General features: G+C 41.6%; 17 protein-coding genes and 2 tRNA genes. 7 read left to right on the forward strand and 12 right to left on the reverse strand.

Annotation, left to right across the window (positions count from 1 at the left end):
* Positions 1–154 precede the first annotated feature (154 nt).
* Complete coding sequence (locus AAFN85_RS08750) at positions 155–1,078, forward strand: type II CAAX endopeptidase family protein (protein WP_347526771.1); 924 nt, start codon at positions 155–157, stop codon at positions 1,076–1,078.
* Positions 1,079–1,136: 58 nt separating this feature from the next.
* Here AAFN85_RS08750 and AAFN85_RS08755 read toward each other — a convergent pair.
* The 5 genes from AAFN85_RS08755 to AAFN85_RS08775 form a co-directional block, all read right to left on the reverse strand.
* Positions 1,137–1,210 (reverse strand) — tRNA-Asn (locus AAFN85_RS08755).
* Positions 1,211–1,297: 87 nt separating this feature from the next.
* A complete protein-coding gene (locus tag AAFN85_RS08760) occupies positions 1,298–1,786 on the reverse strand; it encodes a hypothetical protein (protein ID WP_347526772.1) in 489 nt (162 codons plus the stop codon).
* 5 nt (positions 1,787–1,791) lie between these two features.
* Complete coding sequence (locus AAFN85_RS08765) at positions 1,792–2,217, reverse strand: DUF4267 domain-containing protein (RefSeq protein ID WP_347526773.1); 426 nt, start codon at positions 2,215–2,217, stop codon at positions 1,792–1,794.
* Between the two features lie 81 nt (positions 2,218–2,298).
* A complete protein-coding gene (locus AAFN85_RS08770) occupies positions 2,299–2,874 on the reverse strand; it encodes a Crp/Fnr family transcriptional regulator (RefSeq protein WP_347526774.1) in 576 nt (191 codons plus the stop codon).
* A 71-nt stretch (positions 2,875–2,945) separates the two neighbouring features.
* The gene (locus AAFN85_RS08775) at positions 2,946–3,527 is read right to left on the reverse strand and encodes a Crp/Fnr family transcriptional regulator (protein WP_347526775.1); all 582 of its coding nucleotides are present in this window, start codon (positions 3,525–3,527) and stop codon (positions 2,946–2,948) included.
* A gap of 193 nt (positions 3,528–3,720) precedes the next feature.
* On the opposite strand from AAFN85_RS08775, the gene AAFN85_RS08780 reads away from it, so the two are divergent.
* On the forward strand, positions 3,721–4,788 hold the full coding sequence (locus AAFN85_RS08780; RefSeq protein WP_347526776.1) for an SDR family oxidoreductase: 1,068 nt from the start codon (positions 3,721–3,723) through the stop codon (positions 4,786–4,788).
* Positions 4,789–4,971: 183 nt separating this feature from the next.
* Here the strand turns inward: AAFN85_RS08780 and AAFN85_RS08785 are convergent.
* A tRNA-Asn gene (locus tag AAFN85_RS08785) sits at positions 4,972–5,045 on the reverse strand.
* A 317-nt stretch (positions 5,046–5,362) separates the two neighbouring features.
* Between AAFN85_RS08785 and AAFN85_RS08790 the strand changes: the two genes are divergently transcribed.
* A complete protein-coding gene (locus AAFN85_RS08790) occupies positions 5,363–6,277 on the forward strand; it encodes a PfkB family carbohydrate kinase (RefSeq protein WP_347526777.1) in 915 nt (304 codons plus the stop codon).
* A gap of 59 nt (positions 6,278–6,336) precedes the next feature.
* On the opposite strand, the gene AAFN85_RS08795 is transcribed toward AAFN85_RS08790, so the two are convergent.
* From AAFN85_RS08795 to AAFN85_RS08810, 4 genes are read right to left on the reverse strand one after another with little or no spacing between them, the layout of a single operon-like run.
* Complete coding sequence (locus AAFN85_RS08795; RefSeq protein WP_347526778.1) at positions 6,337–6,582, reverse strand: cytochrome b5 domain-containing protein; 246 nt, start codon at positions 6,580–6,582, stop codon at positions 6,337–6,339.
* Entirely contained in the window at positions 6,579–7,259 is a 681-nt protein-coding gene (locus tag AAFN85_RS08800) for a lycopene cyclase domain-containing protein (protein WP_347526779.1), read from the reverse strand. The genes AAFN85_RS08795 and AAFN85_RS08800 overlap by 4 nt, the downstream gene beginning before the upstream one ends.
* Positions 7,256–7,801: a hypothetical protein gene (locus AAFN85_RS08805; RefSeq protein ID WP_347526780.1), complete on the reverse strand. Its 546-nt coding sequence runs from the start codon at positions 7,799–7,801 to the stop codon at positions 7,256–7,258. The genes AAFN85_RS08800 and AAFN85_RS08805 overlap by 4 nt, the downstream gene beginning before the upstream one ends.
* Complete coding sequence (locus tag AAFN85_RS08810) at positions 7,801–8,652, reverse strand: phytoene/squalene synthase family protein (protein ID WP_347526781.1); 852 nt, start codon at positions 8,650–8,652, stop codon at positions 7,801–7,803. The genes AAFN85_RS08805 and AAFN85_RS08810 overlap by 1 nt, the downstream gene beginning before the upstream one ends.
* Before the next feature lie 81 nt (positions 8,653–8,733).
* Here AAFN85_RS08810 and crtI point away from each other — a divergent pair, with 81 nt between their 5' ends.
* Both crtI and AAFN85_RS08820 read left to right on the forward strand, forming a co-directional pair.
* Positions 8,734–10,218, forward strand: coding sequence for a phytoene desaturase family protein (crtI, locus tag AAFN85_RS08815; protein WP_347526782.1), 1,485 nt, complete (start codon positions 8,734–8,736; stop codon positions 10,216–10,218).
* A gap of 96 nt (positions 10,219–10,314) precedes the next feature.
* Positions 10,315–10,620, forward strand: a complete 306-nt coding sequence (locus AAFN85_RS08820) for a helix-turn-helix transcriptional regulator (protein WP_347526783.1) — start codon at positions 10,315–10,317, stop codon at positions 10,618–10,620.
* Positions 10,621–11,000: 380 nt separating this feature from the next.
* Here AAFN85_RS08820 and AAFN85_RS08825 read toward each other — a convergent pair whose 3' ends face one another.
* Positions 11,001–11,540, reverse strand: a complete 540-nt coding sequence (locus AAFN85_RS08825; protein WP_347526784.1) for a sigma-70 family RNA polymerase sigma factor — start codon at positions 11,538–11,540, stop codon at positions 11,001–11,003.
* A gap of 262 nt (positions 11,541–11,802) precedes the next feature.
* Entirely contained in the window at positions 11,803–12,822 is a 1,020-nt protein-coding gene (gene murB / locus AAFN85_RS08830; RefSeq protein WP_347526785.1) for a UDP-N-acetylmuramate dehydrogenase, read from the reverse strand.
* A gap of 416 nt (positions 12,823–13,238) precedes the next feature.
* Between murB and AAFN85_RS08835 the strand changes: the two genes are divergently transcribed.
* Positions 13,239–13,616, forward strand: a complete 378-nt coding sequence (locus AAFN85_RS08835) for a BlaI/MecI/CopY family transcriptional regulator (RefSeq protein WP_347526786.1) — start codon at positions 13,239–13,241, stop codon at positions 13,614–13,616.
* Between the two features lie 5 nt (positions 13,617–13,621).
* Positions 13,622–15,607, forward strand: coding sequence for a M56 family metallopeptidase (locus AAFN85_RS08840; RefSeq protein ID WP_347526787.1), 1,986 nt, complete (start codon positions 13,622–13,624; stop codon positions 15,605–15,607).
* Positions 15,608–15,683: the final 76 nt, after the last annotated feature.

The following is a 15,683-nucleotide window of genomic DNA, read 5'->3' on the forward strand; positions in this document are numbered from 1 at the left end:
ATCAATTAACTTGTTTTCGATGAACTGCGGTAACCTAAGTGATTAGCATGCGCTGCAATCCGGTAGCCGCACAATTAACAATCAGCTTGTAACAATGGGGGAAATTCATAATCAAACGCAAAATATTAAAAAAGCTGAACCCGAAAACTCATAAATGAAAACTAACTTCCTGCAAAAAATATTAAACACTTCTTTAGCAAAGATCATACTTGGCCTTATAACCTGCCTTGCAACCGTTAGGCTCGGACAGTTTATTATACAAAACCTGTTATTTACAAACGCAAGCAAAGATTTAAAGGCATTGATAAGCGGGTTGTTTGTATCTGCACTCGCAATAATTACTTACCAATATCTGTATAAGTTTTACGAAAAACGAGAAATTACGGAGTTATCCAAGAAAGGTATTGTTAAAAATATTGCCATTGGTGCCGGTTTGGGTGCAATTTTACAATCATTAACCATTTTAACGATATTTTTAAGTGGTGGGTATAAAGTAGTATCGATCAACCCAATCCAATTTGTAATGCCGCCATTAATCATGGCATTTACTTCGGCTATTATTGAAGAAATATTATTGCGGGGAATAATCTTCAGAATTACAGAAGAAAAGCTGGGAACTTATGCAGCTATGGCAATCTCGGCCGCTTTATTTGGAGCCATGCACCTTGCTAACCCTCATAGTTCTGTTATAGCGGGGATTGGGCTTGCTATACAGGCGGGGCTATTACTCGCTGCGGCTTATATTTATACAAGAAATTTGTGGTTCCCAATTGCCATTCACTTTGCCTGGAATTTTACACAGTCTGCCATTTTTGGAGCCAACGTATCAGGAAACTCCATTTCAAAAACGTTAATAACCTCTAAAATTACAGGACCAGAATGGCTTACCGGTGGGTTATTTGGACCGGAAGGGTCAATTCAGGCAACCTTGTTTTGTTTTGTGGCAACCATTGTGCTTTTAATTTTGAGCCACAAACAAGGAAAGGTTATTCCGCCTCGCAGGCGGAAGAGAGATGAACCATTAACTGCAACCCCTGACGAAACAGGGCAAGTAATAGGTGCTGAACTAAATCAATAACCGCTAAGCTCAAAAAAATTTCACATAAAAAAGCCCCACATCGCTGTGAGGCTTTCTGCTCCTGAGGCTGGGCTCGAACCAGCGACCCTCTGATTAACAGTCAGATGCTCTAACCGGCTGAGCTACTCAGGAGTGTTTGTCCGGTTTGGAGTGGCGCAAAAGTATAATTTCTGTTGATATTTCACAATTTTTTATTCAACAGGAAATAAACAATTCCAATTATTTGACTAAATCGCAGGCTCCAACCATAAAAGCCCCGATGATAAGAGAAACCATCGCTACTGCCAACAGTATAGCGCGATAAGCGATCACACTATCCCATCGCAACTGCAATAACCTGATCCCCGAAGGCATTTGTTTTGCAACAACCCCGGCCGACATTTGCTGATTGATAGGTTTGGCCACTTTTAAATAGATAAACAGGTGCAGAATGAGCGCGAGAAATGCCGCACCCGAATACATAACCAACGAGGTATTATAATTAAGTACCGATAGCAGCAGGGTACTTATAATACCCGAAACGCCTACCAAAGGCATCCTTTTATCGGCAACTAAGTGTGTATGCCCCATCATATCCGCAAGGGACTGGTCACTGCTTAAGGCAGCAGCTTTTTTTACAACTATTGCGTGAAAAACATCAGTTCCATAAACTACACCGGTAGTTAAAATGGCTACTGCTAATAATATTTGACTAACCAAAATGCTCATTTCTTTTATCCTTTAACTGAGTGATCATATGTATGAAATAACAGGAAGCTATTCACTATCATGACAACAGCTGTTACCCCATGAATTAAAAGATGTTCAATATCGCCGGCCCCATTGGTGGTTAGTATGATCAGAAAGTCTACCGAGGGAACAACTATGGTAGTTGTAAACACCCAGGCGGTTGCTTTTCGCATCCGCATTGCCAGTAACGGCAATAAAACAATGCCCGAAAAAATATCACGGATACCCTTGATCCTGCCGTAAACGGCATCGTGAACGTTGTTAAAGGATATGCCGAACCCGGTTGCGCCAATTTCGGGCTTTACAATGAAGCGTGCACCGATAAAAATTATTCCGAGCGCTAATAAGAGGGTGATCCAGTATGAAACCGAACGTATTCCCCAGTTTTGTTGTTTGATCTGTGTTTCCATTATTGATATAATTAATGGTACAAATCTCCCTAACCGGGGGCCTTTTTTCGTTCACCTCGGTTAATTAATGAAAGCGGTTGCTTATTTCGGTTCGACCAATCTTTTCCTGATCCTTGATAACGACTGGGGCTTGATGCCTACATATGAGGCTATGTAATACTGCGGAATCCTCTGCGCCAGATCTGGGTAACAGCGTAAAAACTCCTGATACCTATCGGCCGGCGAATCTTTGTAAAAAGATTTTAACTGTTGTATGCTATTTAAAAATACATGTTCGATGCCCAACCGGCCAAGCCTTTCGCCCTCTTTAACATCCGAATACATCCTCTGCATATCCGCATAGTTTATTACCTGCAAAACGGTATCCTCAATAGCTTGGATACTGGTATTAGAGGGCACACGTGGAAGAAAACTCTGGTAGTTAGATACAAATTCGCCCTCTTTATTAAAGTATAGGGTTTTTTGGTTGCCATCATCGTTCATATAATAACGCACCAGCCCCTCCTCAATAAACCCTACATACCGGCATAGCTGCCCTTCTTCAAGAAAATATTCGCCCGCTTTTAAGTTAAGAGGTTTAAATAAATTAGTCAAGATCGCTTCTTCATCCGCGCTGATTGTGATCAGCTTTTTTATGGTGGTTATAAGTAAGCTCATGGGGGATGGTTAATTGTTTAATGTAAACTCAATCATAATTACGCTATCAAACCTGTTATATCAAAACCTCACTACCTTTTTCTCAGCAAATTTTTCTTGATACGGCTTAAAGTTTCGGGTGCTATACCCAGGTAAGAGGCTATGAGGTTTTGCGGTACGCGCTTAATAAGTTGTGGGTTTGATTCTGCGAGCTTTACATATTTTTCTTCGGCTGTGTAGGTGATAGACCCCATCAACCGTCGTTCTTTTGTAATAAGGCTATTTTGATACAAAATGCGGAAATAACGATCCATAACTGGCACATCAAGTGTTAATGCTTCGTAATCGGGCCGGGATATCAAAAGCAAATCGGAGCTTTCAATAGCATCGATATTAAACACTGCTTTTTCGCCCGATAAAAAGCTGTTAAAATCAGATATCCACCAGCCTTCCCAACCAAAAACGCTCATGTGCTCATCTCCCTTATCATCAACATTATATGTGCGAAGTAAACCTTTGGCAACAAACGCAAGATTTTTGCATATATCTCCCTCTTGCAGCAGATATTGTTTTTTCCTCAATTTTTTCGCCACAAAGTAGGTGCTAATCTTCTCCCTGTCTTGTTTAGTGAGAGCAACTTTTTCTTCGATATGGCTAAAAAGCACACTGATCATGCGATAAAATTATATTTAAAAGCGAACAAAAATACACACTAAAACACTGATTGTCTACAAATTAAACACCAACCACTTGATCCAAATCAACCCAATTTATTGATTCAGGTCATCGGTTAAATAAGTATCCTCCTACATCTTTGTATTAAAATCTAACATACCAAAATGTAAGATTAAACAATAATAAAATAGTATGAACAAAATAGCATTAGTAGTTGGAGCAAGCGGTATTACCGGCGGTAATTTGGCCGAAAGGCTTATTGCCGAAGGTTGGGAAACTTATGGATTATCACGTAATCCCAACACCGAAATCAGCGGCTTGAAACCAATAACAGCCGACCTATTAAACAAGGACAACCTTAAACAAGCCCTGGCAGAGATCAGGCCGACACATGTTTACATCACCACCTGGATGCGTAACGATACGGAAGCTGAAAATATAAGGGTAAATAGCTTAATGGTACGCAACCTGCTGGATGTGCTGTCATTAAATAAATCTACACAACATGTTGCCCTGGTTACAGGCTTAAAACACTACCTCGGCCCGTTTGAGGCTTACGCTAAGGATGGCTTTTTACCCGAAACTCCTTTGCGCGAAGAGCACCCCCGGCTAAATATTGAGAATTTTTATTATGCCCAGGAAGATGAGATTTATGTCGCAGCAGCCCGCGATGGCTTTACCTGGAGCATTCACAGGCCGCATACCGTTATTGGCAAGGCTATTGGCAACGCCATGAACATGGGCAGTACATTAGCTGCTTATGCCACAATTTGCAAGGAGAGCGGCAGGCCCTTTGTATGGCCCGGATCCGAGGCACAATGGAATGGGCTATCTGATGTGACAGACGCGAGGGTACTTGCAGCCCATCTTATTTGGGCATCTACCACCGATGCCGCCCGCAACCAGGCTTTCAATGTAGTCAACGGCGATGTATTCCGTTGGAAAAGATTATGGAACCGATTAGCAGCATATTTTGGTGTAGAACCCATAGGTTTTAGCGGTTCGATCCAATCGCTGGAGAAAGAGATTAGCAACGATAATGATACATGGCATGAAATTGCTCAAAAATACAATTTAAAAGAAAGTAACCTTGGCCGATTGGCTTCAGCCTGGCACACCGATCTTGATCTGGGACGCCCAATAGAGGTAATGACCGATATGTCAAAAAGCCGCAAGCTTGGCTTTACCGTTTTTCAGGATACAGAACAAACATTTTACGATTTGTTTGATCAGTTGCGGGCGGAACGTTTGATTCCATAACAACCGGCTCACTTTTCCAAAATCCATGACATAAAAAAAGCCTCACATTTCTGTGAGGCTTTCTGCTCCTGAGGCTGGGTTCGAACCAGCGCCCCTCCCGACATCGTCGGGATGCTCTAATCGACCAAGCATTCGAAAATCGATGACATAAAAAAAAACCTCACATTGCTGTGAGGCTTTCCGCTCCTGAGGCTGGGCTCGAACCAGCGACCCTCTGATTAACAGTCAGATGCTCTAACCGGCTGAGCTACTCAGGAGTGTTGTCCGGTTTGGAGTGTGCAAAAGTATAATTTTCGTGAATATTTCACAATTTTTATTTGAAAAAAAATCAAATATTTTCAAATCGTGCGTTTACCCCTTAATTCAGTGCTATTTACATTTTTTTACCCTATAAATATTTCTTTCAATACGGCGCATCGAAGTTACAGACCAACATCTAACCCACCCTTTTCTTAAAAATCTGCCCAAATAAAAGCTATTAGCATCAAAAATTGAAGGTACAATTGGTAGCTTATGACCATTTATCCCTTAATTTTCGCAATATTTGCGCCGGAAAAAATATAAATATCTTTACATGAGTTTGTTAGTTATTGGCACTGTGGCGTTTGATGCCATCGAAACCCCTTTTGGTAAAACCGATAAAATAGTAGGCGGCTCGGCAACCTTCGCAAGTTTGGGTGCTTCTTACTTTTATGATAAAATAAAAATTGTTGCTGTTGTTGGCGATGATTTCCCTCAGCACGAAATTGAAGACCTACAAAAACACAAGGTCAACACCGAAGGCCTGCAAATAAAACAAGGTGAAAAATCATTTTTCTGGAGCGGTCGCTACCATAATGATATGAATAGCCGTGATACGCTGGTAACAGAGCTTAACGTACTGGAGGCCTTCGACCCGATCATCCCGGAAAGCTACCAAGATTGCGAATACCTTATGCTGGGCAACTTATCGCCTCAGGTACAGCAAACTGTTATTGCAAGGCTTAAAAACCGCCCTAAGCTTATTGTGATGGACACTATGAACTTTTGGATGGACATTGCCCTTGATGAGCTTTTAAAAACCATCCAACTGGTAGATGTTTTGACCATTAATGATGCCGAAGCACGTCAATTATCAGGCGAGTTCTCATTGGTTAAGGCTGCCCGCAAGATCTTAACCATGGGCCCTAAATACCTCATCATTAAAAAAGGTGAGCACGGTGCATTATTATTCCACGAGGATAAAATTTTCAGTGCCCCTGCCCTTCCACTTGCCGAAGTGTTTGACCCAACCGGTGCGGGCGATACTTTCGCCGGCGGCTTTATTGGCTACATGGCCAAAGTTGGTACGGTTAACTTTAACAATATGAAAAATGCTATCATATTCGGTTCGGCATTGGCTTCATACTGTGTGGAGAAATTTGGATCGGAAAGGTTGCGTAACCTGAGCGAAGAAGAAATTACCGGTAGGATCCAGGAGTTTGTGAACCTGGCTACATTTGAGTTGTAAAATCCTCCTAAATCGTCCCTGAAGGGGGACTTTAAAAGATAAAGCCCCGTGTAAATTGATTATGCGGGGCTTATTAGTTTTCCTACTTTTTCAAACTTTTCAAATACGGTTTCGGTGTGCGGGGCGTCGGCTAATTCGGCTGTTAGGTCTTGCCCGGCCCAGTGTTCGTAGTGTTTACCGTTTCGCCATAGGCGGCTTTCGGTAACATCGTAAATATCGCCTTTGTAGGCTACCCAAATCTGTGGTTTGTCCTGCCCGTTGCGCAAGGCCAGTTGCGATCTGGTGTAAACCTGTAACTCGCTCATTTGGTAATCTCCTTCCGCCTAAAATATTCAAAAAAGCCAATATTCATTAATAACAAAGCCATCATATAAAAATGATCTTCAAAAGGGATGGTGCCAACTCTATGTGCAATGTTTTCGGCGTTATTATATGATACTATGGGTATTGAGGTAAGCATTCCGTTTACAATATAAAACGGGATGAGAGCCACCGCGTAAGCTATATAAAACCTGTTCAGCCATTCAACTTTAAACCAATATTGCAGCAGTAAAACCAGCAACAGCAACAAGCCAAATGTTACAGAAGTATATAGCCTATCGTAAAAAAATATCAGCATTAAAACGCTTAGCAAAAGCATCATGCTGCTAATAATGCCAGTAAGCCGGTAAGGCATCATCCACTTTACATAATAGTTTAAACAGGCATAAATAAAAATGCAGGCAAAGGGAACGGTTAAAAAGAACAACATCTCTTCGAGCGGAAGGCCAAAGAGATCAACTCCAATTATATAAGCAGAATTAAATGACCATACCCCTTTCAGCGTAAAAAGCACATCCCAAAACAAAAAAAACAAACCGGTAATGGCCATGCCCGGCCAAATGAATTTCCAGCTTTTATAAAACTGCACCCGCTTATCAAACGAGAGTACTACCGGGAAAAACACGGTACATAAGTTGATAAGCAGGTAACTATATTTCACGAAAGTTCGGTTAAATGTTTGTTCAATACCTGGTTCTGCGCAGCGGTACAGCGCTTGGAGTGTAGCAGAAATTTGATAATGGCAATGGTCAACTCCTTATCGGCTGTGCCATAATTTTTTTTTTCCAACTGTGCGATGATGTCCTCGGCATCAGTAGCCAAATCTTTATTAAAACCAAGAAACGACGGTACATTGTGTTCAATAGAAAAACGCATGAACCTGATCTCCATATTATGCGGGTCGGCAGCTACCGCCTGTTTAAATAACTTCTCAGATCGGTTAAGGTATTTTACTTTCGAATACGGGTTCCAGGCATATTTAGCTTTAAGTGCCAATAAAGCCGCGATAAAACCATTGGTAATGCCATTTTTCTCCTTAAGATTGCTCAGGTTATTATAAAGCGAATCGGTGGTTTTGCCTTTTTCAACGGCTATCACCATTTGTTTGCGCAGCACTTTCAAATCAGGTTGTTGTGCCTTAACCTGTGTACTTAATAATACGGAGGCCGCAATACCGGCAGCCAAAAGTAATTTTCTGAACATTAAATAACGTTTAACTTTTGCTGTAGTACAGCTTTAATATACAAACTCATTTTGCGCGCGTCGGATACTCGGATGCGCTTCTGCAAGATAACATTTGCCGGGGTATAGCTTATTTTTTTAAACAATTGCAGGTAGTACACATAGGCTATGTAAACGCCAAGCCGGGTACCTTTTGGCAGGCGTTTTATACCTTCAAAAGCATCATCAAAATCGGCTTTTATTTCTGTTTCGATGGCTTTTTTATCCTGTTCGGTAAAATTGCTGAAGTTTACACCCGGAAAGTAGGTGCGGCCACGTTCGGCATAATCGGCTTTGATATCACGCAAAAAATTGATCTTTTGAAAAGCCGCACCAAGGCTGCGCGCCTGTGGTAGCAGTGATTGATACAAAGCGTCATCACAGGTAAAAATGCGCAGGCACATCAACCCTATCACCTCTGCCGAACCATACACATACGTTTTGTATTCTTGCGTATCATAATCCTTGATATCCAGGTCCATCTCCATAGATGTTAGAAATGCCCGGATCAACTCATGATCGATGTTATATTGGTTAACTACCTGTTGAAACGAATGGATAACCGGGTTGGTACTGATACCCGCTTCAATAGCCCGAAATGTTTCGACACCAAAATCGGCTATTAGTTTTTGCTGATCATAATTATGAAAAGTATCCACAATTTCATCAGCATAACGCACAAAGCCATAAATGGCATAAATAGGATAGCGAAAGCTTTTATCGAAGGTTTTAATACCGAGACTGAACGAGGTGCTGTACTTTTTGGTTATCAGTTTACTGCATTCAAAACAGGCTTCATCGTACAGGTTCGTCATCGGCACTCGCGTGGTCATTTCTCAAAAGTACAAATTCAAAGCGGTATTGTTTTTTAATGTGCCTAAAACAATTTGCTTACCTTGGGCTTCACATTAAACATGAGCAACAAGCACATTATTGTTATCGGTTCGGGCTTCGCGGGCTTATCGGCAGCCTGCGTTTTGGCTAAAGAAGGATATAAGGTTACTATACTCGAAAAAAATGATCAGCCCGGCGGCCGTGCCCGGGTTTGGGAACAGGATGGTTTCAGGTTTGATATGGGGCCAAGCTGGTACTGGATGCCCGATGTTTTTGAAAACTTCTTCGCACTATTCGGCAAAAAACCTTCCGATTATTATCAACTGAAGCGGCTTGATCCGGGTTACAGCATTTATTATGGTAAAGATGATGTGCTTGATGTACCTGCTTATATGGCCGAACTGGAAACGCTATTTGAGCATATAGAACCCGGCAGCAGTAAAGCCCTAAAAGATTTTCTGACCCAGGCCGAATATAAATACAAGGTTGGCATGGGCGAATATGTGTTCCGTCCCTCCCATTCCATTACCGAATTTATTGATCTTAATCTCATTAAAAAAAGCTTAAGCATTCAACTACTTACCGATATGCGCAAACATGTAGGTAAGTATTTTAAAAATCCCAAACTGATCAAGCTGTTGGAATTCCCGGTACTATTTTTAGGCGCTACCCCGCAAAACACCCCGGCCATGTACAGCATGATGAACTATGCCGATCTGGCCCTTGGCACCTGGTACCCCATGGGTGGAATGAACGAGATAGTAAAAGCCATGGTAAACCTGGCTACCGAATTAGGGGTAGAAGTTAAATTGAATACTGAAGTAACTAAAATTGAGGTAAACAACAAACAGGTAGGTAGCATACAAACCAGCAAGGGTGCATTTACTGCCGATGTGGTTATTGCCGGAGCCGATTATGAACATGTTGACCAGCACCTGCTTAATGAACCGCATAGAAACTACACATCAAAGTACTGGAACAACCGCACCATGTCGCCCTCAAGCCTACTGTTTTATATCGGCACCAATAAAAAGGTAGAAGGCATACAGCACCACAATTTATTTTTTGATGAGGATTTTGAACTGCATGCACGTGAGATCTACACTTCACCTCAATGGCCCAGCAACCCGTTATTTTATGTTTGCTGTAGTTCGAAAACGGATCCTTCGGTAGCGCCGGAAGATGGTGAAAACCTCTTTTTCCTGATGCCGATAGCGCCCGGGTTGACCGATGACGAAAGTACGCGCGAAAAATATTTTGATTTGATGATGGATAGGTTTGCCAAAATTACCGGACAGGACATTCGCGATTCAATAGTAGTAAAACGTAGTTACGCGCTTAATGATTTTAAGGCCGATTATCATTCGTTTAAAGGCAACGCCTACGGTTTAGCAAATACCCTCTCTCAAACCGCTTTTTTTAAACCTGCTATGCGGGCTAAGCACATAAATAATCTACTGTATACCGGTCAGCTTACCGTGCCGGGGCCGGGTGTACCACCTGCAATTATTTCGGGGCAAGTGGCCGCCGGGGAGGCTATAAAAATGCTGAATAAACGACTTTAAGCCTCTAAAATAATCAATGTCATAAACATGACGTAAACAAGTCGGCAAGTTTTATCTTTATGGAGCTTTACTTTTGTTGAGCAAAATTATAAAACTATGAAAACCTATAACCCCGGAAAAAAAATCAAGGAACTCCGTACCCGCAAAGGCTTAAGCCAGGAAGAATTAGCCGACCAAGCTCAACTAAGTTTACGAACCGTACAACGAATAGAAAACGACGAAACCGAAGCGAGGGGCGATACGCTTAAACGACTCGCGGCCGCGCTTAGCGTTGATACCGAATTTTTAACAGAAACGCCCGATGAATTAATCGAATCGATGCCTGATGATAGCCGTCGCTTTCTTACAACCATTAACTTATCTGCTTTAAGTTTCATCATATTTCCGCTGCTGGTGTGGTAATACCATTAGCTTTATGGCTATCAAACAGGAAAACCTTAAAGGAAATAGACAAACCTTGCAAACGGATCATTAACTTTCAAATTTCGTGGTGCCTGTCGTTTGTAGTTTTTGTGGTGGTGCTTCTGAATAGTGAAATGCTCCACCTCCCTCATTTCATTCTCAATTTAGGTATGGCTGAATGGATATTGCTAAGCATTCCGCTGTTTTACGGTGCAAATATCATGTATATCATTTTCAACAGCATATTAGTGTACAATACCAGGAGGATATTTTATCAGCCGGCTGTGCGGTTTTTAAGATAATCAGAAAATTACGCCAACAAAAAAACCCGCCTAAAAAGCGGGTTTTCCATTTTTATAAAGGTATATGATGGAGTTTAATTATTCGTTCTCTGCGTAAATAGGTTTGGCGACACCGTTATCGTAAGCTTTCAAATTTTTCTTAAGCAGTTTGCGTGCTACGTGGATACGGGTTTTTACAGTACCGATAGGGATATCCAGGTGATCGGCAATTTCGTGGTATTTATGGCCTTCAAAATACATGGTGAAGGGTACATAATAATCTTCAGGCAACCTGTCCAAAGCTTTTTTAATATCATCCATTACAAATTTGGCTTCACCCTGGTTTTTGGTCGAACTAAATACCAGGTTTGGTGATGAGATCTCATCACTTTTGGTAACGAAGGTGCTCATTTTAACAAAACGGCGATAGTTGTTGATGAATGTGTTTTTCATGATGGTATATAACCATCCTTTTAAATTGGTGCCTTCCTTAAACTTGTTATAGTAAGTTATGGCCTTCAACATTGTATCCTGGACAAGGTCGTTAGCATCGTCTGCGTCGTGCGTAAAGTGTAAAGCGTATGATCTTAATGAAGTCGCCTGACGTAGTACAAGGGTGTTAAACTCAATCTTTGTCATTTTGTTAAAGTTTTGTGTTAACAGTTAGACAAGCATAATGCCATTTAACCAAAGTGTGTGGTAAAAACTCCACACTGCGCTTAGGCATTAAAGTTTAACAGGCAAATATATTTTACAATCCAATTACAATAACCATACTGAAAAACAGAAAGTTACAGATTACAAAGGCAGAAAAACAAACTTTTAAACTGCCTATTTGTAACATGAATGTTATTTAGAATAAATTTCATTTAAAGCCAATTTCCACTTTAAATAAAAGTTTTTAACTAATAATATTCACCTCGCGTTGTAGGGTAACGCCAAATATAGTGTACACACTGTCTATGATTTGCGACGAAAAATCATACACTTCCTGTCCGGTGGCCTCTCCATGGTTCACTAATACCAGTGCCTGGTTCTTCCATGTTCCGGTATGGCCAACGATTTTTCCCTTCCATCCACACTGCTCAATGAGCCAACCGGCGGCAAGTTTTACACCGCCATCGGCAGCGGGATAATTCACAATCTCCGGAAATTTGGCCTGTACCACAGCAAATTCATCAGCGCTGATCACAGGGTTTTTAAAAAAGCTGCCGGCATTGCCAATGGTTGAAGGATCTGGCAGTTTAGATACCCGGATATGCGCCACAACTTGCGATACATCTTTTATAGTAGGGTTTGAGATCCCCCTGTTTTGTAACTCCTGCTCAATAGCCCCATACCGGGTATTGATATTTGCATTAAGCGATAATTGAAACTTAACCGATACTATAATATACTGTCCTTTCAGTTCGGCTTTAAAAATACTTTCGCGGTAGCCAAATTTGCAATCATCTTTACTAAACTCCCTAAAAGTACCGGTTGCTATTTCGAAAGCGCGGCAGCTATGAAAAACATCTTTCAGCTCAACCCCATAAGCACCTATATTTTGAATAGGCGACGCCCCTACCGAACCAGGGATCAAACTCAAGTTCTCTACCCCGGCATAACTACGGGCTACGCAGTAGTTCACCAGATCGTTCCATACCTCGCCTCCACCTGCTTCTACATATACATCATCATGGCTAATGCGGTGCTCAATCCCACGAATATTCATCCGTACAACGAGGCCATCAAAATCGTTAACCATTAGCATATTGCTGCCGCCACCCAAAACCAATAAAGGGAACTCCTTCCATTGCGGATCGGCAAACAGTTCTTTCAGTTCTTCTTCGCGGGCTATCTCAATAAAATAGCGGGCATTTACGTCGATACCAAAAGTGTTAAAGTTTTTGAGGGATACGTTTTGTTGGATTTGAAGCATGGGTTTGGATTTCGGATGTTCGTTGCAAAAGTAACCAAAAGTCTGAACCGTTGATTGAGGGTGATTACGTTGATTTCGCTGATTTTTCTGAACAGTGATTTGGGGGATTTTTCTTTTATGATGTTGTCTGAACTCGAATTTATAGAATTAAGGAATTAACAAAATGCTAAGAAGCTGCCCAAAACATATAAAAGTCGTCATTGCGAGGTACGAAGCAATCCCCAAGAGGCAGAGGGACTAAGCAAATTCGCTCTGTACAGTCGGGGATTGCTTCGTACCTCGCAATGACGCTCCTGGAAGTTTACAGTAGTTCACTCCCCTCCCCCGTTAAAAAATGTTAAATATTTTCTCAACCTATTGCAAATACGAAATCCATCGTAGATATTTGTACGAAGAAATTCGTAATAGAGGTACAGATGGAAATTAAACCAACAGAAAGCGAACTTGAAATTTTACAGGTGATTTGGAAAAAGGGCCAATGCACCGTACGTGAAGTTCATGAGGAGCTTGCTAAAAACAAGGATGCCGGCTACACCACTACTTTAAAATTGATGCAGATAATGCACGATAAAGGAATGGTTGAGCGCGACACCACTTCAAAAACACATTTATACAAGGCATTATTCACAATGGAGCAGGCGCAAAGCAACGCTTTGGATAAAATCTTGTCTACTGTATTTAAAGGCTCCACTTCCGATCTGGTGATCCAGGCGCTTGGCCAGCACCGGGCATCCCGAGACGAGATAGATGCTATTAAAAACTTTTTGAATCAATTTGATCAGGAAAAAAAATAAACGTGATGGAAAATTTATTCTATAATATAAGCCAGGTGTTGGGTATCACCGTTCTGCAATCGTTATGGCAGGGTTTGCTGGTATGGTTTGCCTTAAGGTTAGTGTTTATTTGCGCGCCGCGTTTATCGGCAATTAAAAAGCACAACTGGGCCATGGCGGCCATGCTGGTTATCAGCGCCTGGTTTATATACACGTTTATCCATCAGTTCGGGCTGCATGAGTGGGTTAATTATACATCTGCCAATGCGCCATCTTTATTACCACGTTTCTACCTGCCGCTACGCGAAGTAGCCGCCCGCCCGCAAAACAATTATTACGAATATGTTATAAAAGGTTACCTGCCTTATATAACAGCCCTTTACCTTGCGGGGCTTGTGTTTAACCTGCTTAAAGTAAGCTTAAGCTGGCAGCGCATCAGCCTGATAAAACGTACCATGGTACCTGCCGACAGGCTGCAAACCTATGCCGACGAGCTTTGCCAAAAGTTAGGTATTACAAAAAATGTGTGGGTAAACTTTAGCCGTATGGTTGATGCCCCTTGCATGATAGGCTTTTTAAGTCCGGTTATTTTATTGCCGATAACCCTTACTACTTATTTATCGGCAACCGAAGTTGAGGCTATTTTACTGCACGAACTATCGCACATTAAACGCAATGATTACCTGCTCAATTTATTGCAGCAATTTATTTCCATACTGCTATTCTTTAATCCCTTTGCCCAATTAATTAACAGAGTTATTAACCAGGAGCGCGAAAACAGTTGCGACGATCTGGTTGTGCAAACTACGCAACAACCGCTAATTTATGCGCACGCCCTCCTTAAGCTGGAACAAACCAGGCAACAGCATTTACAGCTGGCCCTGGCTGCAAACGGCAAAAAATATCATTTATTAAACAGAATTGAACGCATCATGAAAACAAAGAAACCTATAGGCAATGTACGCCACCTGCTTGTGGCGCTTGCTATAACCGCTGCGGGCGTTAGCAGTGTGGCCTGGCTTAACCCTACTATTAAAGATGGCAAGCTGACCGTTAAAAAAGTTACCGCTCCGGTTGCCCTGCATAACTTATTTGTAGAGGATACTACACGTAAAGTTGCTGCCAAAAACAAAAAGGTTGTAGCTAAAAACAAAGCCAACGTAGTTAAAAACAAACAGCGCCACAATGATTTTGATTATAGCGGTCTTAACGATGCCGAATTGGATAAGCTATCTGCCGAGGTTAGCAAACAAGGCGAACTAATTGGTAAATACTACGCCAGCGAAGATTTCAAAAAGCAAACCGCGCTAATGGAAGCCAAAGGTAAAGCCTTGCAAGCTTATTACAACACCGACGGGATGGAGAAAATGAAACGCGAGATGGAAAAAGCCGGCGAAGATTTCCAAAAGGAATATGGCGATAACTCCGAAGCACAAAAAATGGGCAACCAGATGGGTGAAATGGGGAGCAAAATTGGCGAGTATTACAACAGCCCAGAGTTTAAAAAAATGAACGAAGAGCTGGAGAAAAAGTACGGCATTCCGCATAACCGTGGCTATCATGGCTATAATGACGATAAAGATCCCAACTACAAAAAATACCAAGACGAACTGCAAAGCAAGATCCCGGCCGATGTAAAAGACCAAACCGAGCAGCTGAAAAAGATGGGCGAAAAAATGAGTGCCCGTTACCAATCGGCAGATTTTATTGCTAAACGCGATAAGTTGAAAGCTATGGGCGATAGCATGCGTGTTGCCTATAATAACCCGGATATGAAAAACATCCAACGCGATATGCAGAAATTGGGCGAGCAGATGCGCGCTTATCAAAACAACCCGGATATTAAAGCAGCCCAGGAACGCCTGAAACAAGCCAGCAAAAAACTGCAGGACTATATGAAAACCCCTGCCTTTAAACAAAAAATGAAAGACTATCGCGACAAAATGGATGTGTACCTGGACGATAAGGATAACCAGAAAGATTACATCCCTCAAAAGTTCGACGAAAACTAACGGCTAATTATTTTAGCAATTAGTATTAAAAATTATTTTTTAAAGAACCTTAATTTGTAATTTAGTGTCCTCAATA

Origin of the sequence: Mucilaginibacter sp. CAU 1740 (assembly GCF_039839285.1) — a bacterium.
Classification (GTDB): domain Bacteria; phylum Bacteroidota; class Bacteroidia; order Sphingobacteriales; family Sphingobacteriaceae; genus Mucilaginibacter.